Origin of the sequence: Hafnia alvei, assembly GCF_900095695.1 — a bacterium.
Taxonomy (GTDB): domain Bacteria; phylum Pseudomonadota; class Gammaproteobacteria; order Enterobacterales; family Enterobacteriaceae; genus Hafnia; species Hafnia alvei_B.
This window is the reverse complement of the sequence record NZ_FMIQ01000047.1, coordinates 18,760-42,172: the sequence shown is the minus strand read 5'-3', so window position 1 is coordinate 42,172 and position 23,413 is coordinate 18,760. Positions and strand designations below refer to the sequence as shown.

At 48.8% G+C, this 23,413-nt stretch carries 20 protein-coding genes; 16 read left to right on the top strand and 4 right to left on the bottom strand.

Annotated elements, in window-relative coordinates:
- Positions 1 to 313 precede the first annotated feature (313 nt).
- The 11 genes from ndk (at position 314) to BN1044_RS12735 (ending at position 11,663) form a co-directional block, all read left to right on the top strand.
- Complete coding sequence (ndk, locus tag BN1044_RS12785; protein WP_025800427.1) at positions 314 to 745, top strand: nucleoside-diphosphate kinase; 432 nt, start codon at positions 314 to 316, stop codon at positions 743 to 745.
- 345 nt (positions 746 to 1,090) lie between these two features.
- Positions 1,091 to 2,302 carry a dual-specificity RNA methyltransferase RlmN gene (locus tag BN1044_RS12780; protein ID WP_072309031.1) on the top strand — a complete coding sequence of 404 codons (1,212 nt, stop codon included), beginning with the start codon at positions 1,091 to 1,093 and terminating at the stop codon, positions 2,300 to 2,302.
- An 87-nt stretch (positions 2,303 to 2,389) separates the two neighbouring features.
- Positions 2,390 to 3,142: a type IV pilus biogenesis/stability protein PilW gene (gene pilW, locus BN1044_RS12775; RefSeq protein ID WP_072309030.1), complete on the top strand. Its 753-nt coding sequence runs from the start codon at positions 2,390 to 2,392 to the stop codon at positions 3,140 to 3,142.
- The gene (rodZ, locus tag BN1044_RS12770) at positions 3,132 to 4,145 is read left to right on the top strand and encodes a cytoskeleton protein RodZ (RefSeq protein WP_063585785.1); all 1,014 of its coding nucleotides are present in this window, start codon (positions 3,132 to 3,134) and stop codon (positions 4,143 to 4,145) included. Before pilW ends, rodZ begins: the two co-directional genes overlap by 11 nt.
- Before the next feature lie 203 nt (positions 4,146 to 4,348).
- Positions 4,349 to 5,473: a flavodoxin-dependent (E)-4-hydroxy-3-methylbut-2-enyl-diphosphate synthase gene (gene ispG, locus BN1044_RS12765; protein ID WP_072309029.1), complete on the top strand. Its 1,125-nt coding sequence runs from the start codon at positions 4,349 to 4,351 to the stop codon at positions 5,471 to 5,473.
- 133 nt (positions 5,474 to 5,606) lie between these two features.
- Entirely contained in the window at positions 5,607 to 6,881 is a 1,275-nt protein-coding gene (gene hisS, locus BN1044_RS12760) for a histidine--tRNA ligase (RefSeq protein WP_072309028.1), read from the top strand.
- Positions 6,882 to 6,895: 14 nt separating this feature from the next.
- Entirely contained in the window at positions 6,896 to 7,516 is a 621-nt protein-coding gene (locus BN1044_RS12755; RefSeq protein ID WP_072309027.1) for a YfgM family protein, read from the top strand.
- An 11-nt stretch (positions 7,517 to 7,527) separates the two neighbouring features.
- A complete protein-coding gene (bamB, locus tag BN1044_RS12750; RefSeq protein ID WP_025800434.1) occupies positions 7,528 to 8,706 on the top strand; it encodes an outer membrane protein assembly factor BamB in 1,179 nt (392 codons plus the stop codon).
- A 147-nt stretch (positions 8,707 to 8,853) separates the two neighbouring features.
- Complete coding sequence (gene der / locus BN1044_RS12745) at positions 8,854 to 10,341, top strand: ribosome biogenesis GTPase Der (protein WP_043491279.1); 1,488 nt, start codon at positions 8,854 to 8,856, stop codon at positions 10,339 to 10,341.
- A gap of 131 nt (positions 10,342 to 10,472) precedes the next feature.
- The gene (locus BN1044_RS12740; RefSeq protein WP_072309026.1) at positions 10,473 to 11,429 is read left to right on the top strand and encodes an AEC family transporter; all 957 of its coding nucleotides are present in this window, start codon (positions 10,473 to 10,475) and stop codon (positions 11,427 to 11,429) included.
- A 9-nt stretch (positions 11,430 to 11,438) separates the two neighbouring features.
- Positions 11,439 to 11,663 (top strand): zinc ribbon domain-containing protein, encoded by a 225-nt coding sequence (locus BN1044_RS12735; protein ID WP_072309025.1) that lies wholly within the window; start codon positions 11,439 to 11,441, stop codon positions 11,661 to 11,663.
- 60 nt (positions 11,664 to 11,723) lie between these two features.
- Here BN1044_RS12735 and BN1044_RS12730 read toward each other — a convergent pair whose 3' ends face one another.
- The 3 genes from BN1044_RS12730 to xseA all read right to left on the bottom strand — a co-directional run bounded on the left by BN1044_RS12730 (position 11,724) and on the right by xseA (position 16,250).
- Complete coding sequence (locus tag BN1044_RS12730) at positions 11,724 to 12,911, bottom strand: MalY/PatB family protein (protein WP_072309024.1); 1,188 nt, start codon at positions 12,909 to 12,911, stop codon at positions 11,724 to 11,726.
- A 14-nt stretch (positions 12,912 to 12,925) separates the two neighbouring features.
- Positions 12,926 to 14,497, bottom strand: coding sequence for a maltose/glucose-specific PTS transporter subunit IIBC (gene malX, locus BN1044_RS12725; RefSeq protein WP_072309023.1), 1,572 nt, complete (start codon positions 14,495 to 14,497; stop codon positions 12,926 to 12,928).
- Positions 14,498 to 14,873: 376 nt separating this feature from the next.
- Positions 14,874 to 16,250: an exodeoxyribonuclease VII large subunit gene (gene xseA, locus BN1044_RS12720; RefSeq protein ID WP_072309022.1), complete on the bottom strand. Its 1,377-nt coding sequence runs from the start codon at positions 16,248 to 16,250 to the stop codon at positions 14,874 to 14,876.
- Positions 16,251 to 16,420: 170 nt separating this feature from the next.
- Here xseA and guaB point away from each other — a divergent pair, with 170 nt between their 5' ends.
- The 3 genes from guaB (at position 16,421) to BN1044_RS12705 (ending at position 19,898) form a co-directional block, all read left to right on the top strand.
- Positions 16,421 to 17,887 carry an IMP dehydrogenase gene (gene guaB / locus BN1044_RS12715; protein ID WP_040046758.1) on the top strand — a complete coding sequence of 489 codons (1,467 nt, stop codon included), beginning with the start codon at positions 16,421 to 16,423 and terminating at the stop codon, positions 17,885 to 17,887.
- A gap of 104 nt (positions 17,888 to 17,991) precedes the next feature.
- Positions 17,992 to 19,569, top strand: coding sequence for a glutamine-hydrolyzing GMP synthase (guaA, locus tag BN1044_RS12710; RefSeq protein ID WP_072309021.1), 1,578 nt, complete (start codon positions 17,992 to 17,994; stop codon positions 19,567 to 19,569).
- A gap of 170 nt (positions 19,570 to 19,739) precedes the next feature.
- Positions 19,740 to 19,898 (top strand): YqaE/Pmp3 family membrane protein, encoded by a 159-nt coding sequence (locus BN1044_RS12705; RefSeq protein ID WP_072309020.1) that lies wholly within the window; start codon positions 19,740 to 19,742, stop codon positions 19,896 to 19,898.
- A gap of 57 nt (positions 19,899 to 19,955) precedes the next feature.
- Here BN1044_RS12705 and hemL read toward each other — a convergent pair whose 3' ends face one another.
- Positions 19,956 to 21,242, bottom strand: a complete 1,287-nt coding sequence (gene hemL, locus BN1044_RS12700) for a glutamate-1-semialdehyde 2,1-aminomutase (RefSeq protein WP_072309019.1) — start codon at positions 21,240 to 21,242, stop codon at positions 19,956 to 19,958.
- Between the two features lie 249 nt (positions 21,243 to 21,491).
- On the opposite strand from hemL, the gene clcA reads away from it, so the two are divergent.
- Positions 21,492 to 22,940, top strand: coding sequence for a H(+)/Cl(-) exchange transporter ClcA (gene clcA, locus BN1044_RS12695; RefSeq protein ID WP_072309018.1), 1,449 nt, complete (start codon positions 21,492 to 21,494; stop codon positions 22,938 to 22,940).
- 124 nt (positions 22,941 to 23,064) lie between these two features.
- Positions 23,065 to 23,409, top strand: coding sequence for an iron-sulfur cluster insertion protein ErpA (erpA, locus tag BN1044_RS12690; RefSeq protein WP_025800446.1), 345 nt, complete (start codon positions 23,065 to 23,067; stop codon positions 23,407 to 23,409).
- Positions 23,410 to 23,413 lie beyond the last annotated feature (4 nt).

Sequence of the window (23,413 nt, the reverse complement as noted above, 5' to 3'; positions counted from 1 at the left end):
ATCCTTTAGTCGGGCTACATCTGAAAGATGTGCTTTAAATCAAAAAAGTAATATTTCCTTAACATTTTTATCTCATTTCAATAGGCAAATATTAGCCGCCCATCTATAATCGGCGGCGATTCATAGCCGGGGTTCGGCTTTTGAGGTGTGAAATAAGAGAATAATCCTTTCATTCAAATGGTTAGTGCTCTAAAAATATTCCATCTGCCTCTTACTGCTCGTAAACTCATAAAAAGTATCCCTAGAATCATTGGTGTTATGCCAAGGTCCAGCGGAAATAACGGCTCTCATTGGAAGTTAGACAGAGGTTTAAATGACAGTAGAACGTACCTTCTCCATCGTAAAACCGAATGCGGTGGCTAAAAATGTTATCGGCGCTATTTATTCTCGCTTTGAAGCAGCTGGCCTGAAAATTGTTGCGGCAAAAATGGTTCATCTGACTCGTGAACAGGCTGAAGGTTTCTATGCCGAACACAAAGGTCGCCCGTTCTTTGACGGTCTGGTGGATTTCATGACTTCTGGCCCAATCATGGTTCAGGTTCTGGAAGGCAAAGATGCCGTTCGTCGTAATCGTGAAATCATGGGCGCGACCAATCCTGAAAATGCTTTAGCTGGCACATTACGTGCTGACTATGCGGATAGCCTGACTGAAAACGCCGCTCACGGTTCTGATTCATTAGAGTCCGCCGAGCGCGAAATCGCATATTTCTTTGCAAACAATGAAGTTTGCCCGCGCACTCGTTAATCGATTACGCAAATCGGGAATTGATTCGTTAAGCTAAGCCTAATGGCATAGCATACCGATGAGAGACCGAGTACAATACCGCGCCCTGAGTGATTATCCTCAGGGACTTTTTTTTAGGCACATTGCTAACCGCTTTATTTAATAAGTGTTTTTAATGTGTTGTACCGAGCAAGACTGAATCAGATGCAAACTGGGTTTGTATCCGTCGCCAACAGGCACTACGCTTGTCGGGTCAGTCACTTTAATACCGTGCCGCAAAGTGTAACAACGAGGCCAGAGTTTAGTATGTCTATAAGCATGTCTGAAGATCCAACAACTACCCCCCATTCATCCAATTCAGATGCTATGTCTGAATCTATTGTCGTCGAGTCAAACTTGTCTGAAATTAGCGCACCAGTAAATGCTGCGCAGGTTGATACTGTGCAACCTGCCCCGGCCAATTCGTCGGAAAAAATTAACCTTCTCGATCTTGATCGCCAACAACTGCGTGAGTTCTTCGCTAAGTTAGGTGAGAAGCCGTTCCGCGCCGATCAGGTGATGAAATGGATGTATCATTATTGCTGCGATAATTTTGATGAGATGACCGACATCAATAAGGTGTTGCGTAACAAACTCAAAGAGATCGCTGAAATTCGTGCACCAGAAGTGGCCGAGGAGCAACGCTCAACCGATGGCACCATTAAATGGGCGATTCAGGTCGGCGACCAACGTGTAGAAACGGTTTATATCCCAGAAGACGATCGCGCCACGCTGTGTGTCTCTTCGCAGGTGGGGTGTGCGTTGGAGTGTAAATTCTGTTCTACCGCGCAGCAGGGCTTTAACCGCAATCTGCGCGTATCTGAAATTATCGGTCAGGTATGGCGTGCAGCTAAGATTATTGGTGCTCACAAAGTTACCGGCCAACGCCCGATCACCAACGTGGTGATGATGGGGATGGGCGAGCCTTTACTGAACCTGAATAACGTTGTGCCAGCCATGAATATCATGCTGGACGACTTCGGTTTTGGTTTGTCTAAGCGCCGTGTCACCTTGTCGACATCAGGTGTTGTCCCTGCATTGGAAAAACTGGGTGACATGATCGACGTGGCGCTGGCTATCTCTCTGCATGCGCCGACGGATGAAATTCGTAACGAAATTGTGCCTATCAACCGTAAATACAATATCGAGACTTTCCTTGGGGCTGTGCGCCGCTACTTAGAGAAATCTAACGCTAATCAAGGACGTGTCACGGTTGAGTACGTGATGTTGGATCATATCAATGATGGTATGGATCACGCACATCAGTTGGCAGAGTGTCTGAAAGATACCCCATGTAAGATTAACCTGATCCCATGGAACCCGTTCCCTGGTGCACCTTACGGACGTAGCTCAAACAGCCGCGTAGACCGTTTTTCTAAGGTTCTGATGGAATATGGTTTTACCGTAATTGTGCGTAAAACGCGTGGTGATGACATTGATGCGGCCTGTGGACAGTTGGCCGGTGATGTTATTGACCGCACGAAACGCACGATTAAGAAAAAAATGGCCGGTGAACCTATTATGGTTCGCGAGGTCTGACGCAGAGCGCATGCATATTAGTGATTTCCCTAGCATTGTTGGTCAGATTTTTTGATGATTCAGCGAAAAGGATAACGGGGTAAAGCAATGAAGCTAAAAATGGGATGGGTAATAGGACTACTGACGGCGAGTTTGTTGGTGGGCTGTTCAAGCTCTAAACCCGAAGGAGAGCAGATGGCTGCGGCATCGCAAAGCCGGCTCGAACTTGGCTTGGAATACTTGAATCAGGGCGACTTAAAAGCTGCCCAACAAAATCTGGAGAAAGCACGAGATGCGGCTCCAGATGATTACCGAACCCAGCTTGGCATGGCGCTTTACCAGCAACGCACGGGCGATAACAATGCTGCGCAGAAAAGTTATCAAAAAGCGATGAATTTAGCGCCACAGAATGGCACTGTGATGAATAATTACGGTGCGTTTCTGTGTAGTTTAGGGCAGTATGTAGCGGCACAACAACAGTTTAGTTCAGCTGCAAATCTTCCTGATTACGGTCAGGTTGCAGATAGCTTCGAAAATGCAGGTTATTGTTTTCTAAAAGCAGGACAGACTGACGAAGCGCGAAAATTATTTAGTCGCGCTTTGAAGAGCGATCCGGATAAGGGAGTTTCGCTAATTGCGGAAGCTATCCGAGAATTTGACCAAGGGAAGCGCGGAGATGCGCGAGTAATGTTGGATGTTTACAATCATATTCTACCGGCGAGTGCCAATAGCCTATGGTTACAAATCCGCTTCGCTGCGTTAGATGGGCGCCAAACGAACTTAGAGCGTTATGGCAAACAACTGGCGCGAAATTTTCCACAATCTCAACAGTACCAGCAGTTCCTAGCGAATGAATACTGAAGCCCCCCAAGATCAAACAGCTCCATTGACTACAGGCGAACGCCTGCGCCAAGGGCGCGAAAAGTTAGAACTTACACAGCAGGCTGTTGCAGAACGTCTGTGCCTGAAAGTTTCAACGGTTCGCGATATTGAAGAAGACAAGGCTCCGGCTGATTTGGCCTCAACGTTTTTGCGTGGATATATTCGTTCCTATGCAAAACTGGTCCATATCCCGGAAGACGAACTAACGCCGCTGTTAGAAAAGCAGGCGCCGTTGAAGGCGGCAAAAGTTGCGCCGATGCAAAGCTTCTCACTGGGTAAAAAACGCAAAAAGCGCGATGGTTGGCTGATGATGTTTACCTGGTTGGTGGTATTTGTGGTTATTGGCATCACCGGTTCTTGGTGGTGGGAAAATCACAAAGCTCAACAAGAAGATATTGCGACAATGGCGGATGAGTCTTCTGCTCAGCTGGCAAAAAATGGTCAGTTACAACCGTCAGAATCGGCTAATGGTTCTGATGAAGCTGCGCAATCTGCGGATACTCAAGAGTCTGTCGGTACACCGCCAGATTCGTCAGTGACCACGGCAGATAATGGCCAAGCGGCTGCTGCACCTACTGATGCCGCTACCGCGCCAGCCACAGCGGCTCAAACCCAGCCAAACCAAAGCAATAATACCGTTGTTGCTCCTAGTCAGGCTCCGGTTGATACCACCTCCACTGCGAATGGTGCAACTTTACCAACCGCAGGGGCGACCGTTGATTCTGCAGCGTCAGCATCCAACAACTTAGCGATGAAATTTAAAGCTGATTGCTGGTTAGAAGTTAAAGACGCAACGGGTAAAACGCTATTCAGCGGAATGCAAAAATCCGGTGCTTCACTGGATTTAGCCGGTACGGCACCGTATAAGCTGAAAATTGGTGCACCAGCCGCCGTGGATATCACGTACCAAGGTAAGCCAGTTGATTTGAGCCGCTTTATCAAATCAAGTCAGGTTGCTCGTTTGACGTTGAATGCTGAGTGATTCGGTAGAGTCACCTATGGTGAATGCAGCGTGCTGTGAATACGAAATGAACCGCTCTGACATTCTGCATTAAGCAGGGGCAAGGCGGTTTATTTTGTACAGCGTTGGCAGTACAAGTACTTTGTTTACCTGATTGTCGGTTAAATGTTGTAAGCAGAATATGCGCGCTTCAATTGATAGCACGGCATTCATGGAGAATTAATATGCATAATGAGTCACCCATTAAGCGGAGAAAATCGACCCGCATTTATGTCGGTAATGTGCCTATCGGTGATGGTGCACCGATTGCCGTACAGTCGATGACTAACACCAAAACAACGGATGTTGATGCCACGGTAAAACAAATACGCGCACTTGAACGTGTTGGCGTAGATATTGTCCGTGTCTCCGTTCCGACTATGGATGCTGCTGAAGCATTCAAACTGATTAAGCAGCAGGTTTCAGTGCCACTGGTGGCCGATATTCATTTCGACTACCGCATTGCGCTGCAAGTTGCTGAGTATGGCGTTGATTGTCTGCGTATTAATCCAGGCAACATCGGCAACGAATCACGCATTCGCTCGGTTGTTGACTGTGCGCGTGATAAAAATATTCCCATCCGTATTGGAATTAACGGCGGATCGCTGGAAAAAGATATTCAAGAGAAGTACGGCGAACCGACGCCTGAAGCATTGCTCGAGTCAGCTATGCGTCATGTCGATATTCTTGATCGTCTTAACTTCGATCAGTTTAAAGTCAGCGTAAAGGCGTCAGACGTATTCCTCGCGGTACAGTCCTATCGTCTGTTAGCTTCACGTATCGATCAGCCTCTGCATCTTGGGATCACCGAAGCAGGCGGCGCGCGTAGTGGATCGGTTAAATCAGCAGTGGGCTTAGGCATGCTGCTGGCCGAAGGGATTGGTGACACGCTGCGTATCTCGCTGGCGGCAGATCCTGTTGAAGAAGTGAAAGTGGGCTTTGATATTCTTAAGTCGCTGCGTATTCGTTCGCGTGGGATTAACTTTATCGCTTGCCCGACCTGCTCACGACAGGAATTTGACGTTATTGGCACGGTAAATGCGCTAGAGCAGCGTTTGGAAGACATCATCACACCAATGGATGTATCGATTATTGGTTGTGTGGTGAATGGCCCAGGCGAAGCCTTGGTTTCAACGATTGGCGTGACAGGCGGATACAACAAGAGCGGCTTCTATGAAGACGGTGTGCGTCAAAAAGAGCGTTTTGATAACGAACAGATGATCGATCAGCTAGAGGCTAAGATCCGTGCCAAAGCATCGATGCTGGATGTTAACAAGCGCATCGAAGTCAGCCAGATCGACGAGAAGTAATTGAATAGCAGGTCGCTTTAGGCGGCCTGTAATCTCATTTGCTTTGAATAAACAATGCTCCCGATTGATGAGATGGCTTCAATCCTCCATAATCGGGGTCATTTTTTTGAATTACATAGTATAGAGAATTGACGTGGCGAAGAATATCCAAGCTATTCGTGGCATGAACGACTACCTGCCGGAAGACACGGCGCTTTGGCAGCCGATTGAAGCTGCGCTCAAACAAGTCCTGACCAGCTACGGTTACAGCGAAATCCGTTTGCCGATTGTAGAGCAGACCCCGTTATTCAAACGTGCGATTGGTGAAGTGACCGACGTCGTTGAAAAAGAGATGTACACCTTCGATGACCGCAATGGTGACAGCCTGACGCTGCGTCCTGAAGGGACAGCTGGCTGTGTGCGTGCCGGTATCGAACATGGTCTGCTGTACAATCAAGAACAACGTTTATGGTATATCGGTCCGATGTTCCGTCATGAACGCCCGCAAAAAGGTCGCTATCGCCAGTTCCACCAGCTGGGCGCTGAAGTTTTTGGCCTGAATGGTCCTGATGTAGACGCAGAACTCATTCTGCTGACGGCTCGTTGGTGGCGTGCGCTGGGGATCTCTGAGCACGTTGCTCTGGAGCTGAACTCAATCGGTTCTCAGGAAGCTCGTGCTAACTATCGTGATGCATTAGTGGCCTATCTGGAACAGTTCAAAGACAAGTTGGACGAAGACTGCAAGCGCCGTATGTATAGCAATCCGCTGCGCGTTCTGGACTCTAAAAATCCAGACGTACAGGCGTTGCTCAACGATGCACCGCGTCTGTCAGAGTATCTGGACGAAGAGTCTCGTGAGCATTTTGCTGGCCTGTGCAAATTGCTGGATGAAGCGGGCATTGCGTATACCGTTAATGAGCGTTTGGTTCGCGGTTTGGACTACTACAACCGTACCGTATTTGAATGGGTGACGAATAGCTTAGGCGCGCAAGGTACCGTTTGTGCCGGTGGACGCTATGATGGCTTGGTTGCTCAGCTTGGCGGTCATGCCACGCCAGCGGTTGGCTTTGCTATGGGCTTGGAACGTCTGGTTCTGTTGGTTCAAGCGGTAAACCCTGATTTCCAACCTCAGCGCGCCGTTGATGTCTATCTGATTTCTTCCGGTGAAGGCACACAAAGCGCTGCTATGCGTTTGGCAGAAAAAATTCGTGATGCGTATCCGCAGGTCAAACTGATGACCAACTATGGCGGCGGTAACTTTAAGAAGCAGTTCGCCCGTGCTGATAAGTGGGGCGCTCGCGTTGCACTGGTATTAGGCGAAAATGAGATGAATGCGGGCCAGGTGAATGTTAAGAACCTGCAAAGTGGCGATCAGCAAACTATTGCACAGGATGACGTTGCGGCGCTCCTGGCATCAATGTTGGCGTAAAGGAGTAGAGAACAGTGGAAGTCTATAGCACAGAGAACGAACAAGTTGATGCCCTGCGCCGCTTCTTTATCGAAAACGGTAAGGCGTTGGCGATTGGTGTTGTAATTGGGATTGGCGCACTGCTCGGTTGGCGTTACTGGCAGAATCATCAGCAGGCAGAGATGACCGGGGCATCCCAGTCATATCAGCAAGCAAGTGAAGCGCTGACCGGTGGTAAAGCCGATGGTGTGGCGTTGGCTGAAAAGTTTATTGAAAAAAACGCTAACAATTATGGTGTTTTGGCTGCTTTGCAGCTAGCGCAACATGAAGTTGACCAGAAGAACTTTGCTAAAGCTGAGCAGCAGCTGGTTTGGGCTCAAGGTCAAACTAAAGACGAAAATCTGAAATCCCTGATTGATTTGCGTTTAGCTCGTGTGCAGCTGCAGGAAAATAAGCTGGACGACGCACTCAAAACATTGGATTTAATTAAAGCGACCGGCTGGGTTGCTATGGCGCAGGATGTTCGCGGTGATGTGCTGGTTAAGAAAGGCGACGTAAAAGGCGCCCGTGAAGCATACAGCAAAGGCTTAGCCTCTGATGCTTCCCAGTCATTGCAGGGTTTACTGCGCATGAAACTGAACAATTTATCCAACTAAGGGGATAATCAATGCAATTGCGTAAAACGCTCTTGGTCGGATTGCTGTCTGTGACGTTTTTGAGCGGATGCTCTTGGTTCAGCAGTGAAACTGATGTGGTCACCATGTCACCGTTGCCAAAAGTTGAAAACCAATTCACACCGAACAAGGTGTGGAGTACGTCAGTCGGTGATGGTGTCGGTGAGTTCTATTCCCACCTGCGTCCAACTTGGCAGGATAACCGCATTTATGCGGCTGACCGTATGGGTGTAGTAAAAGCAATGGATGCGGATAGCGGCGACGTTGTTTGGTCTGTGAACTTGGCTGAAAAAGATGGCTGGTTCTCACACAAAACAGCGCTGTTGTCTGGTGGTTTAGCGGTATCTGGCGGAAAAGTCTTTGTTGGTTCAGAACGTGCCGTTGTGTATGCGCTGAGTACTGAAGACGGTGCCGAAGCGTGGAAAACGACGGTTGCTGGTGAAGCTATCTCTCGCCCAGTGATTAGCGATGGTCTGGTATTGATCCATACCTCCAACGGTATGCTGCAGGCGTTAGATGAAGCAGATGGTTCTATCAAGTGGACCGTTAACCTTGATATGCCTTCTCTGACCTTACGTGGTGAGTCAGCGCCTGCTACGGCATTTGGTGCTGCTATCGTTGGTGGTGACAATGGTCGCGTTAGCGCAATCATGATGCAGCAAGGCCAAATGATTTGGCAGCAGCGTGTTGCACAGCCAATGGGTTCAACCGAAATCGACCGCTTAAATGACGTGGATACTACCCCTGTCGTAGTCGATGGTGTTGTATACTCTCTGGGTTACAACGGTAACTTGGCGGCGCTGGATCTGCGTTCTGGACAAATCCAATGGAAACGCGAGATGGGTTCAGTGAACGATTTCATCGTTGATGCAGGCCGTATCTATGTTGTTGACCAAGATGACCGCGTTGCGGCATTAAGCGCCGATGGCGGTGTTTCTCTGTGGAAACAAAGCGATTTATTGCACCGTAATCTGACCGCGCCTGCGCTGTATAACGGCTATTTAGTAGTGGGTGATAGCGAAGGTTATCTGCATTGGCTCAATACCGATGATGGGCGTTTTGTCGCTCAGCAAGAAGTAGACAGCTCTGGTCTGCTCAGCGCGCCTCTGGTAGCCAGCGATAAGCTGATTATTCAGGCTCGTGGCGGTAAAGTTTACGCATTTACTCGCTAATAAAACAATTATTTAGGGCGGCGAATTAGCCGTCTGGGAACGGCTCCTGATCACCTCAGGAGCCGTTTCGTCTTCTGAAAAGTCCTTGCTCGGGAGTGAATATTCCCCGCGTATTTGGAATTAAATTAAGTAATAGAGGCTTCAACAATGATACCTGTCGTCGCGCTGGTCGGGCGCCCGAATGTGGGTAAATCCACCTTATTTAACCGCTTAACGCACACTCGTGATGCGTTGGTTGCGGATTTCCCTGGGTTGACCCGTGACCGTAAATACGGCCGTGCTGAAGTTAATGGAAATGAATTCATTATCATCGACACCGGTGGTATTGATGGCACTGAAAATGGCGTTGAAACGCACATGGCTGAGCAATCGTTAATGGCGATTGAAGAAGCGGATATCGTGCTGTTTATGGTTGATGCTCGTGCGGGTTTAATGCCTGCCGATGAAGGTATTGCCCAGCACCTACGCAGCCGCGAGAAAGCCACTTTCTTAGTTGCTAACAAAACTGATGGTATCGATCCTGACGTTGCCATCGGCGATTTTTACTCATTAGGCTTTGGCGAAGTTTATCCAATTGCTGCCTCCCATGGTCGTGGCGTTGCTCAGCTGATTGAAGAAGCGCTGATCCCCTTCGTTGATGCGCCAGAACCAGAGCGGGAGCTGACGGAAGAAGAAGCTAACGCGGCCTACTGGGCTGAGCTTGAAGCGGATGAAGCCGATGAGATGGCTGAAGAGGAAGAAGACGACTTCAATCCTCAAGATCTGCCTATTAAGATTGCTATCGTTGGTCGTCCAAACGTCGGTAAGTCCACACTAACCAACCGTATTCTGGGTGAAGATCGCGTTGTGGTTTACGACATGCCGGGAACGACGCGTGACAGCATTTATATCCCAATGGTACGTGATGAGCGCGAATACGTGCTGATTGATACCGCTGGGGTGCGTAAGCGTGGGAAAGTGACCGATACGGTTGAGAAATTTTCCGTCATCAAAACGCTGCAGGCGATTGAAGATTCGAACGTTGCGTTACTGGTGATTGACGCTCGTGAAGGTATTTCAGACCAAGACTTGTCGCTATTAGGCTTTATCCTGAATAGTGGGCGCTCACTGGTAATTGTGGTCAATAAGTGGGATGGCCTGTCTGAAGACGTCAAAACTCAGGTCAAAGAGATGCTGGATCTGCGTTTAGGCTTTGTGGACTTCGCGCGCATTCACTTTATCTCTGCATTACACGGCAGCGGTGTGGGTAATCTGTTTGAATCCATTCAAGAAGCCTATGACTGTGCGACTCGCCGCGTAAGTACATCCTTACTAACGCGTATCATGAACATGGCGCAGGAAGATCATCAGCCGCCGTTAGTTCGTGGTCGTCGTGTAAAACTGAAATATGCCCATGCCGGTGGTTATAACCCGCCGATTGTGGTGATCCACGGCAATCAGGTGAAAGATCTTGCGGATTCTTACAAGCGTTACCTGATGAATTACTTCCGTCGTTCACTTAAAGTGATGGGAACACCTATTCGCATTCAGTTTAAAGAAGGCGATAACCCGTATGCGGGTAAACGTAACATGCTGAATCCAACTCAGCTGCGTAAACGTAAACGTCTGCTTGCTCATATTAAAAAGAGCAAATAACGTATAGCTAATACGCAAAGTTATGATGGGGCGCAGAATATGCGCCCTATTTTTTTATGGTAGCGCCGTGAATTTTCAGTGTATTCTCTTCGTCTGCAAACTATTTTTTCAACGCCAACAAGGATTTGAGTATGTCGTGGGAGACGTGGAGTTTTGCCTTTGGTGTTACGGTGCCCAATTTACTGATGTTGCTGCTGGGCGTTGTGCTGCGCCGGTTTCGTCTATTAGATGATGCTTTCTGCGATGGCGCTACCCGTCTGGTGTTTAATCTCTCACTTCCTTGTCTGCTCTTTTTCAGCATTGCTACCAATCATTCGACGCTTGGCAATAATTTAGCTTTTGTTGTTTATGGGGGCGTGGCAACAGTGGTGAGCTTCTTGTTGCTGGAATTGGTTGCACTCAAATTGGTGAAAGAGCCGCGTGAGCGAGGTATTTTCGTTCAGGGTGGTTTTCGTGCGAATACCGCTATTGTAGGTTTAGCCTATTGTGCCAGCGCTTATGGTAGCGAAGGGGTTGCCGTTGGGTCGATGTATATGGCTGTAACCGTGATCCTGTTTAACGTGCTTTCAGTGGTCACCTTGACCAGAACATTGAGCTCAGATGGCCAGCAGAAAATCAGCTGGGGTAAGATATTACGCGGAGTTATAACTAACCCGCTGATCATCGGCATTGTTCTTGGACTATGCTATTCGCTGACCAAACTACCGGTTCCAGAAGTCTTGTCCTCAACCGGGAAATTTATTTCATCGATGGCGCTACCGTTGGCGTTGCTGTGTACCGGAGCAAGTATCGATTGGCATGCCATGTTCAGCTCTTCTAACGTGGCTGGCTACTCTAGTGCGGCTAAGTTAATTGCCGTCCCAGTACTTATGACGTTGGGCGGCTGGCTGTTTGGGTTTCGTGGTGTGACGTTGGGGGTTATTTTCTTGTTCACTTCCACGCCAACCGCCGCAGCTAGCTACGTAATGACGAGAGCGATGGGCGGAAATGCAACCTTAGCGGCTAATATTATTGCGATTACTACCGTAGGATCTTTTTTCACCACGGCGCTGGGGCTTTATTTTCTACGCGGCTGGGGTGTTATTTAGGAGGTTTAAATGGACGTGTTTTGTCCGAAGTGTCAGCATGAAATGGCGTGGCGGCAGGGCGATTATTTTTGTCAGCATTGCCAGCAAACCTACCAGCAACGTGTCGAGTGTCCAGATTGTGGTAAGCCACTTCAGGAATTGAAAGCCTGTGGCGCCGTTGACTATTTTTGCCCGAACGGTCATGGAATGATTTCCAAGAAACGCGTGGTATTTAGCTACGCGGTTAAAGAGTAAATTTTAAGCTAGGCGCATTCGTGCGCCTAGCTTACGCTAGCTCGGTTTGGCTCCCTACACCTACACGCGGTGCCTTTGAACAAAATTTTCCAGACGAACCATCGCTTGTTCAATAAGCGCTTTCGGCGTGCCAAAATTAATACGGATATAGTGCTCACCGTTTTGTACGTAGTGCGTGCCATCTTCAACAACTACGCCGGTTTCATGAGCCAGCCGATGTGTAAAATCATAGGCACTCATTCCTGTTGCGCTAACGTCAATCCACGCGAGATACGATGACTCGGAACGCATCATCTTTAATGTTGGTAGGCGCTCACTAATGAAGTCATAAAGATAACGTTCGTTTTCAGCTAAGTAGCTATTCAAGGCTTTTAGCCAGTCCAATCCTTGCGTATAGGCATAAATTAATCCCCATACGCCGAACATATTCGGCGAGGTAATTGAGTTTTTCTCTAGCTGCTGACGAAAACGTGCACGTAATTCTTCATCGGGAATAATGCTATAAGAAGTCTTAAGCCCGCCGAGATTAAAGGCCTTATTGGGGGAGGTGAGCAGAATAAGATTATCTGCATGCGCACAGCCCTCATTTAAGGCATTGATGAAGGTGCCGTGCAGAATATGCTCAGCGTGAACTTCATCAATAACTAATATCACCTGATACTTTTGGCACAGTTCAGACACCCGACGGATCTCTGTCGCCGTCCAAATTCTTCCTGATGGATTGTGCGGTGAGCAAAACAGGTAGAGTTTTGGCTGGTGCTCTTTTATCTGCTGCTCTAATTTTTCGAAATCGAGCTGATAGCGCTGATTTACGGCAACCAGAGGATTGGCTATTACGCGTACTTTTTGGCGCTCTGCCGCCAATGCAAAGGGATCGTACACCGGCGTGTTCATGAGAATAGCATCGCCTGCGTTGCAGAATGCCTGAATGGTATAGTGCAGCGTTGAGACTGTGCCATAGGTGAGCGTGATCCACTCTCGAGCAATATCTGCATTATGCTGCTTAGCTTGAAAATCGATGACGGCCTGATAGAACTCATCAAAGCAATAGGTATAGCCGAAAGTACCGTGCTCAACGATTTGGCGCAGCCCTGCGATGATCTCCGGTGGCGATTTGAAATCCATGTCAGCAATCCACATGGGAATAAAATCTTTTGGCACAGCCCCAAAGCGTGAGCAGACGTAGTCATAATCCCACTTGCGGCATTTATCAACGCTACGATCGATAATCTCATCAAAATTATACATACGGTTCCCTTGGGCTAAATTAATGCTTCAATGCCGGTTTTAACGCTTTGTACCTGTGGGCCGATAATAACCTGTAGGCTATGGCTATCGAGAACCACGACGGCAAGTGCGCCTGCTTTCTTTAATATATCTTTATTGATAAGCGCCATATCTTTTACCACCAAGCGCAAGCGAGTGATGCAGTTATCTAAAGAGTCGATATTATCTTTGCCACCCAACGCCGAGAGAATTAACTCGGGATCGTATTTGGAGCCTTTCTTCTTTTCAGCTTTCTGTTCTGCTTTCGCAGTCACGCTGATGTCATCATCTTCTCTGCCCGGTGTTTTAATATCGTGTTTGAGGATATACCAACGAAATACAAAGAAATAAATCGCAAACCAAATAATGCCAACTGGGAATATGAGATACCACTTTGTTGCCGTTCCTTGCATGATACCGAATATTAATAAGTCTAATATCCCACCGTCGGTATTCCCTATGGTAACACCTAAAAGTGCCATAACCATAAGCGCTAGACCCGACATGATAACGTGGAAGACATATAAGAAAGGTGCAATAAATAAGAATAAGAACTCAATCGGCTCTGATATGCCTGTTACTACGGAAACTAAAACACCAGAAAGTAAAAGTCCTTTTATAATTGGTCTATTTTCAGGCTTAGCGGTACGGTAAATAGCATAAGCAACAGCAGGTAGGCCAAAGATAAAGGTTGGCATAAAGCCTTGAGAGAGAAACGCCGTTACATGTGGACTAAATGGCAAGCCGGCCTTTAGTTCAGCATAGAAAATATTAAGGGCTCCTGATATTTCTTGCCCGCCGATGAATTCGGTGCCACCTGCCGGTGTGAATCTTACCATGGCTAATAAAATATGGTGTAAGCCAAATGGTTTTAATAATAGAACGCCGACGCCATATAAGAATGGGCCAAATACGTTAGTGCTCTGAATTAATCGCCCAATGGCAGTGATGCCGATGGCAACATATTCCCACAAAAACGGAATGATCAGCCCAACGATAGAGAGCGTGAGTGCTGTGATGATTGGTACAAAGCGGATGCCGCTAAAAAAGGCAAAAGCATCATGGAGTTGCGTATCTTGAAAACGCTCATGCAAGAAATAGGTAATAACCCCAACAACAATCCCGCCGAGAACGCCCATTTCAAGCGACTGAATACCTAATACCATGGCCTGCCCAGCTTGCTTCATATGTGCTGCATCGGCAAGTTGATGACTACTCATAAGATAATAATTAATAGAAAGGTTCATTATCATATAGCCAACAAAACCAGAAAATGCGCCAATGGCTTTATTACGCTTAGCAAGACCTAATGGAATTGCCATTGCAAACATAATAGGTAAGTAAGTGAATGCGAACCCACCCACGGTTGCAACAAATCCAAACGTTAGCTGAACTAATTCATTGCCTAAAAATGGAAAGCTTTTTATGGTGGATGGACTAGTAATTGAACTTCCGACGCCTAATAACAAACCCATAAAGGCCAATAACGAAACGGGAAACATAAAAGTCTTTCCTAGACTTTGAAAAAATTCCCATAACCTTGACTTAAAAGATTTTGTGTCCGACATGTGGGCACTCCCAATAAACAGGTAATGATAATAAACCGCCATTGTTAAAAACGAATGGTGATAATGTTTTATCTGTGAACTAGGAGATATTTAATAAATATGATGATCCCCTAATAGCCTTAATGGGCTGTGAGGAATTAAAACAAAGCGGGTGTTTATAGAATGCACTGAGGATCACAGTTTTATTTTGCATCGATTTCACGCCATTTAGCTTTCGATTCATAACCAATCAAAAGCAAAGTGAAATTTAAATGCGTTGTTTTTATCTATAAAGCAAGGAAGGGATGACAGAATAACGAAAGTGGGTATAAACAGGATTCAGGTCACCGCTTTTATTATGCGAAGTGACCTACATCACAGAACTCACTATTTAGGCCTACGAGTCATGTTTCACGTTACGCTTTTTAGGCAGTGTTGCGATGGATGTCACGGTGCTTTCGACCCACCCGTCTTGCACTCGGGTTTTTAACAGATCGCCATGAGTCACCTGCTTAATGCTTTTCAGCACGCCGCCGCTTGGTGGCTGCGTCACGCTAAATCCGCGCGCTAGCGTTGCAAGTGGGCTAACGCCTTCTAACTGCGAACAGAGTGCGCCAAAGCGTTCACGATTGCCGCTAAGCTGGCGTTGGACGAGTAATTCCAGCCGGTTGTGAAGCTGCTCGATGCGCTGTTGATGGCGCTGAATGCGTACAGAAGGCTGCTGTTGGTTTAGGCGCTGATTGGCACGTTCTTGCTGGCGCTCCGCCAGGCGCAGGCGCGTTTGCACCGCTTCATCCAAACGGCGGCGTAGCTTAATCAGCAATGTGTGCTGGCGTGCCAGACGTAGCTGTGGATGCTGCTGCTGTAAACGATGATTCAAGCGAGTGAAGCGCTGCTGATGCCGAGCAAGATAATAATCCATCGCCATTTCCATGCGCTGCTGCTGTGAAAGCATTTGGCGCATGAGCTCGGTTTGATTGCGGCTGACTAATTCTGCGGCCGCGGACGGCGTTGGCGCTCGCAGATCGCCAACGAAATCAGCGATAGTGACATCGGTTTCATGGCCAACGGCGCTTACGATAGGGATTAGGCTGGCAAAAATAGCCTGCGCCACGCGCTCATCATTAAAGCTCCATAAATCCTCAAGCGAGCCACCGCCACGACCGACAATCAGCACATCACACTCTTTACGCTGGTTGGCTAATTCAATGGCGCGAACAATTTGCATTGGTGCATCTGCGCCTTGAACGGCGGTCGGGTAAATGACGACTGGCAGAGACGGATCGCGTCGTTTTAATACGTTAAGGATATCGTGCAGCGCGGCACCGCTTGATGAAGTCACAACGCCCACGCAGTGGGCTGGCGACGGTAATGGTTTCTTGTGGGCAGGATCGAACAGACCCTCTTCCTGTAAGCGTTGCTTCAACTGCTCAAATTGCTGTTGCAGCAAACCATCACCGGCGGGCTGCATACTTTCAGCAATCAGTTGGTAATCCCCACGCGGCTCGTACAGCGTGATGGTGGCACGCATCAAAATCTGCTGACCGTTTTGCGGGCGGAAAGTGACACGGCGGTTGCTATTACGGAACATCGCGCAGCGAACCTGAGCACGATCGTCTTTAAGCGTGAAGTACCAATGGCCCGATGAAGGCTGAGATAAATTGGAGATTTCGCCTGATAACCAGATCTGCCCCATTTCCATTTCTAACAACTGACGGACGGTCTGATTTAACCGGCTAACGGTAAAAATTGGTGGGGAAGATGGCAGCGACATGTGACGTAGATCAAACTCTAAATCAAGGTGTTAATCAGTCGATACTACATGCTTGAATGACCTTCGCAAGACTTTTTTATAAAAAGTACTGGAGGCAACCGTTTTCGGCCTGTATAATGCCGCGGCAATATTAAATCTATTTGATTTACCACTCTGGTGAGATATTGCCCATGCTACGTATCGTAAAAGAAGCCCTAACGTTTGATGACGTTCTCTTAGTTCCAGCCCATTCTACCGTTCTGCCAAACACTGCCGATCTTAGCACTCAGCTGACTTCATCCATTCGTATGAATATCCCAATGCTGTCTGCGGCAATGGACACCGTTACCGAAGCGCGCCTCGCGATTGCCTTGGCACAGGAAGGCGGTATTGGTTTCATCCACAAAAACATGTCTATTGAGCGTCAGGCTGAAGAAGTTCGCCGCGTCAAAAAACATGAAAGCGGTGTGGTAAAAGATCCTCAAACGGTGACGCCAACCACCACTCTGCGCGAAGTGAAAGAGCTGACCGAACGTAATGGTTTTGCGGGTTATCCAGTCGTTACTGACGATCTGGAACTGGTTGGTATCATCACAGGTCGTGACGTGCGCTTTGTTACCGATTTAGAACAGCCTGTTACTGCGGTAATGACGCCGAAAGAGCGTTTGGTTACCGTGAAAGAAGGTGAGGCTCGCGAAGTTGTTCTGCAGCGCATGCACGAAAAACGTGTGGAAAAAGCGCTGGTTGTTGATGAAAACTTCCACCTGTGCGGCATGATCACCGTTAAAGATTTCCAGAAAGCAGAGCGCAAACCTAACGCTTGTAAAGATGAGCATGGCCGTCTGCGCGTAGGTGCTGCGGTTGGTGCTGGTGCAGGCAACGAAGAGCGCATTGCAGCGCTGGTTGAAGCCGGCGTTGACGTACTGCTGATTGACTCTTCCCACGGCCATTCTGAAGGCGTGTTACAGCGCATTCGCGAAACTCGCGCTAAATTCCCTGACCTGCAAATTATCGGCGGCAACGTTGCTACGGCTGCGGGTGCAAGAGCATTGGCTGAAGCCGGTGTGAACGCGGTTAAAGTGGGTATCGGCCCTGGTTCTATTTGTACTACACGTATTGTTACCGGCGTTGGCGTTCCACAGATCACCGCCGTTTCCGACGCCGTTGAAGCGCTGGAAGGTACTGGTATTCCTGTTATCGCCGATGGCGGTATCCGTTTCTCCGGTGATATCGCGAAAGCACTGGCCGCTGGCGCAAGCTGCGTCATGGTGGGGGGGATGCTGGCAGGTACCGAAGAATCCCCTGGTGAGATCGAACTGTATCAAGGCCGTTCATTCAAATCATATCGCGGTATGGGTTCACTGGGCGCGATGTCTAAAGGTTCTTCTGACCGTTACTTCCAGAGCGATAACGCTGCCGACAAACTGGTTCCTGAAGGTATCGAAGGCCGCGTAGCTTACAAAGGTCACCTGAAAGCGATTATCCATCAGCAAATGGGCGGTCTACGCTCATGCATGGGTTTGACAGGCTGTGCAACCATTGATGAATTGCGTACCAAAGCTGAGTTTGTGCGTATCAGCGGCGCAGGGATTCAAGAAAGCCACGTTCACGATGTGACCATCACCAAAGAGTCACCGAACTACCGCATGGGTTCGTAATATCTCTACAGGCGGCGAGGGCGCAAAGCTGTTTCTCGCCGCTCAATATTCAGTGACCTATTTTCGTTTTTTTTGGCTATTTATTTTTCTAAACAAGGCCTGACATGACTCAAAATATTCATAAGCATCGCATTCTGATTCTGGATTTCGGCTCCCAATACACTCAGCTTCTGGCACGCCGCGTACGTGAGATCGGCGTATATTGCGAGCTGTGGGCATGGGATGTTACCGAAGAGCAGATCCGTGAATTCAACCCAAGCGGTATTATTCTGTCCGGTGGCCCTGAAAGTACGACTGAAAACAACAGCCCACGTGCGCCAGAATATGTCTTTACTGCCGGTGTGCCTGTATTCGGCGTATGTTACGGCATGCAGACCATGGCGATGCAGCTGGGTGGCCATGTAGAAAGCTCAAACGAACGCGAATTTGGCTATGCGCAGGTTGAAGTGACCGCGCACAGCAAAATGTTTGACGATATCAAAGACTCTCTGACTAAAGACGGCACTCCAGTGCTGGACGTTTGGATGAGCCATGGCGATAAAGTTACCGCTATTCCTTCCGATTTTGTCACCGTTGCCAGCACTGAAACCTGTCCTTACGCCATTATGGCGAATGACGAAAAACGCTTCTACGGCGTTCAGTTCCATCCTGAAGTGACTCATACCCATCAGGGACAGCGCATGCTGGAGCGTTTCATTCTGGATATCTGTGGCTGTGAAGCGCTGTGGACGCCAGCAACGATCATCGAAGATGCGGTGGTACGTCTGCGTGAACAAGTGGGCGAAGATGAAGTGATCCTGGGCCTGTCTGGCGGCGTTGACTCTTCTGTGACCGCGCTGCTGTTGCATCGTGCCATCGGTAAACGTTTGACCTGTGTATTCGTTGATAATGGTCTGCTGCGCTTGAACGAAGGTGAGCAGGTTATGGATATGTTCGGCGATAAGTTCGGCTTGAATATCATCCACGTTAAGGCAGAAGAGCGCTTCCTGAGCGCGCTGTCTGGCATCAGCGATCCTGAAGCTAAACGTAAAACCATTGGCCGCGTATTTGTTGAAGTTTTTGATGAAGAAGCGTGTAAGCAGCCAGGCGTTAAGTGGTTGGCACAGGGTACTATCTACCCAGACGTGATCGAATCTGCAGCGTCAGCAACGGGCAAAGCGCACGTGATTAAGTCTCACCATAACGTGGGCGGCCTGCCAAAAGAGATGAAGCTGGGTCTGGTTGAACCGCTGAAAGAGCTCTTTAAAGATGAAGTGCGCAAGATCGGTTTGGAACTGGGCCTGCCATACGACATGCTGTATCGCCATCCGTTCCCTGGTCCTGGTTTAGGCGTACGTGTGCTGGGCGAAGTGAAGAAAGAGTACTGCGATCTACTGCGTCGTGCGGATGCTATCTTCATCGAAGAACTGCACAAAGCGGACCTGTACAACAAAGTGAGTCAGGCATTCACCGTGTTCCTGCCGGTTCGTTCCGTTGGCGTGATGGGTGATGGCCGTAAATACGACTGGGTTGTCTCTCTGCGTGCGGTAGAAACTATCGACTTCATGACTGCGCATTGGGCACATCTGCCATACGATTTCCTTGGCCGCGTGTCTAACCGCATTATCAATGAAGTCAACGGCATTTCCCGCGTGGTGTATGACATTTCCGGCAAACCACCGGCTACCATTGAGTGGGAATAATCGTTTAAGGATTATTTTTCGCTAATGGGTAAACACTAAACCTCGCTACGGCGGGGTTTTTTTATGTCTAATTATCTGAGTTTTTACCAAGTTGTGGATGGCGGTCTATGCTTAATGTTGTGTCTCATCAAGATGATGGGAATTCATTAACACCATTTAAGGAGAGTGAGATGGGATTTTGGCGAATTGTTTTCACCATTATATTGCCACCGCTAGGGGTATTGTTAGACAAGGGGATTGGCGGCGCTTTTCTGCTAAATATTATCTTAACGCTGCTAGGGTATATTCCGGGGCTTATCCATGCGTTCTGGATCCAAACACGTGATTAAAATGAACGATATTTAGTGAAAACCGTACGCCGCACCGCGGCGTACGTGGGATAAAACCTATTTCTTCATCTTCACAAAACAACGACGCGCAGCGTCGATGGTCTTCTGAATATCTTCCTGAGAATGCGCCAGCGACATAAAGCCCGCTTCAAACGCTGAAGGAGCGAAGTACACGCCTTCTTGCAGCATCAAATGGAAGAACTGTTTGAAACGTTCCACGTCGCAGCGCGTCACATCCTGGTAGCAGGTAACGGTTTCCTGATCGGTGAAGAAGATCCCAAACATGCCGCCTACGTGATTCACTACCAGTGGAATACCTTCTTTCTGCGCGGCATCTAACAGGCCGGAGGCCAGATTGTCGGTGAGTTCGGTTAGCTGTGGGTAGATACCCGGCTGAGAGATCTCGTTGAGGCAGGCGAAGCCCGCGGCCATCGCGACAGGGTTACCTGAAAGCGTACCCGCTTGATAAACAGGGCCGGTGGGTGCCAGTGCTTCCATCACGTCACGGCGACCGCCGAATGCGCCAACGGGCATGCCGCCGCCGATGATTTTGCCTAAGCAGGTCAAGTCCGGTGTCACGCCGTAGTAATCCTGTGCGCCAGCCAGCGCAACGCGGAAGCCTGTCATCACTTCATCAATAATCAGCAACGCACCGTATTGGTCGCACAGCTCACGTAAACCTGGCAGGAATTCAGGCTGCGGAGGAATGCAGTTCATGTTTCCCGCTACCGGTTCAACGATGATACAGGCGATATCGTCAGGGTATTGTTTGAACGCCTGTAAAACGGACTCAATATCGTTATAGGTGCAGGTCAGCGTATGTTTAGCAAAGTCAGCCGGAACGCCCGGAGAGTTTGGTTGGCCTAGGGTGAGGGCACCCGAGCCAGCTTTCACCAGCAGGTGATCGGCGTGGCCATGGTAGCAACCTTCGAACTTGATGATCTTATCGCGCCCTGTGAAGCCACGAGCAAGGCGGATGGCGCTCATGGTTGCTTCTGTACCCGAGTTCACCATGCGCACCATGTCCATGCTTGGCACCAGCGTGGTGACCAGTTCGGCCATTTTTACTTCCATTTCGGTTGGTGCACCAAAACTCAAACCACGTCCAACGGCCTCTAGCACGGCTTCGCGAATCGCTGGATGATTATGGCCGAGAACCATTGGTCCCCATGAGCCAACGTAATCAATGTAGGCTTTGCCATCGGCATCGTACAGGTAAGCGCCATCTGCGCGCTCAATAAATAAAGGCACACCACCAACGCCGGTGAAGGCGCGAACCGGGGAGTTAACGCCACCCGGAATTAGCTCTTTTGCCTGAGCGTACAGACTTTCAGACTTACTCATAAATCGGCTCCTGACCTGTGCTGAATGTAAAAAGTCGCTTCTATTCTAAAGAAGTCGTCACTGAGATGAAATGAAGAAAAACGTCAGGTTGGCGTTGAACATAATTCAATCTCCACAACGTGGATCTAAACGCTATCCTTATGGAGTAGCAATCTCTCACTCACAAAGGGGACTTAGCGACGTTTGCCATGTAGAATAACGCTTCTTTTATTTGTATTACTTATCAACCACACCTTTAGTTGACTGATTATGACACAGAAAGAACAACAAACTTCTCTGCCGTCTGCCACGCGTTTGCGTCGTAGTGACGTGATACTGCAAATTTTACGCCGCGATAAAACTCCAGTGGCCATCTTATTAATGGCCGCGGTGGTCGGGACTCTTGCGGGTCTTATCGGCGTAGCGTTTGAAAAAAGCGTCGATTGGGTGCAGCAGCAGCGATTGGGTGGATTGGCCCACGTAGCTGATTATTGGATTATTGTTTGGCCGATGGCGTTTATTGGCTCCGCGCTGTTAGCGATGTTTGGCTATTATATGGTCCGTCGTTTTGCCCCAGAGGCAGGCGGTTCCGGCATTCCCGAAATTGAAGGGGCGCTAGAAAATTTACGTCCGGTACGCTGGTGGCGAGTGATCCCTGTGAAGTTTTTCGGTGGTTTGGGAACGCTTGGCGCTGGCATGGTGTTAGGACGCGAAGGACCCACCGTGCAGATGGGGGGGAACCTTGGCCAAATGGTATATGACCTGTTTCGCGCTCGCAGCACGGAGGCGCGCCATAGCCTTCTGGCAACCGGTGCGGCTGCGGGGTTAACCGCCGCGTTTAATGCGCCGCTGGCGGGCATCTTATTTGTGATTGAGGAGATGCGCCCGCAGTTTCGCTATAGCCTGATTTCAATCAAAGCGGTCTTTATTGGCGTTATTATGTCCTGCGTGGTGTTCCGTTTTTTCAACGGCGAACGCACGGTCATTGAAGTGGGTAAGTTGGGCAACGTTGGCATTAATACTCTGTGGCTGTACCTGCTGCTCGGCATGATTTTTGGCGTGGTCGGGGTAATGTTTAACCGTGGCGTATTCCGTGTTCAGGATATGTTCCAGCGGTTACACGGTGGCGATTGGCGCAAACTGGTGCTGATTGGCGGCGTTCTAGGCGGGCTGTGCGGCGTGCTAGGACTGATTCAGCAAGAGGCTGCGGGCGGTGGTTTTAATCTCATCCCAATTGCTGCTGCTGGGAATTACACGATGGGCATGTTGCTGTTTATCTTTATTGCCCGCGTAGTCACTACGCTACTGTGCTTTGGTTCCGGTGCGCCAGGCGGCATTTTTGCGCCTATGCTGGCTTTGGGAACGTTGCTGGGAACGGCATTTGGGATGGCAAGTGCACATCTGTTTCCACAATACGGCATTGAGGCTGGCACGTTCGCCATTGCCGGAATGGGGGCCCTATTTGCCGCCACCGTTAGGGCTCCGCTCACCGGAATCGTGCTGGTTTTAGAAATGACCGATAACTATCAGCTCATTTTACCGATGATCATTACCTGTCTTGGCGCTACACTATTAGCCCAGTTTTTAGGTGGAAAACCGCTGTACTCTTGCATCTTAGAAAGAACGCTCAAGCGTCAGGAGCTGGCACAAAAGCAGGCTCAAGAACAAGCAGCTCAGCAAGAAGCGGAAAAGGCATCGTTACCGACGAGCAATACTTGAACGAATTAGTCAGGTATTAGATAATGACCGCATAAATCAACATGGATTTCTGACGATACCTGCATGTACGTGTCTCCATGTTGTGTAGAAACATTCTGTGAAAAGCAGAGTTTGGGAGTGAGAAATGAGTGAAGATATGGCTCTGCCGTTGCAGTTTACCGAAGCTGCAGCTAATAAAGTTAAAGTACTGATCGCAGACGAAGAAAACCCGGATCTGAAACTGCGCGTCTATATCACCGGTGGAGGCTGTAGCGGCTTCCAGTATGGTTTTACCTTTGACGATAAGGTAAACGACGGTGACATGACCATTGAGAAGCAGGGCGTTATGCTGGTAGTCGATCCAATGAGCCTGCAATATCTGGTTGGTGGTTCAGTCGATTATACCGAAGGTTTGGAAGGTTCTCGTTTCATCGTAACTAACCCGAACGCGAAATCGACCTGCGGCTGCGGCTCCTCTTTCAGTGTTTAACTGT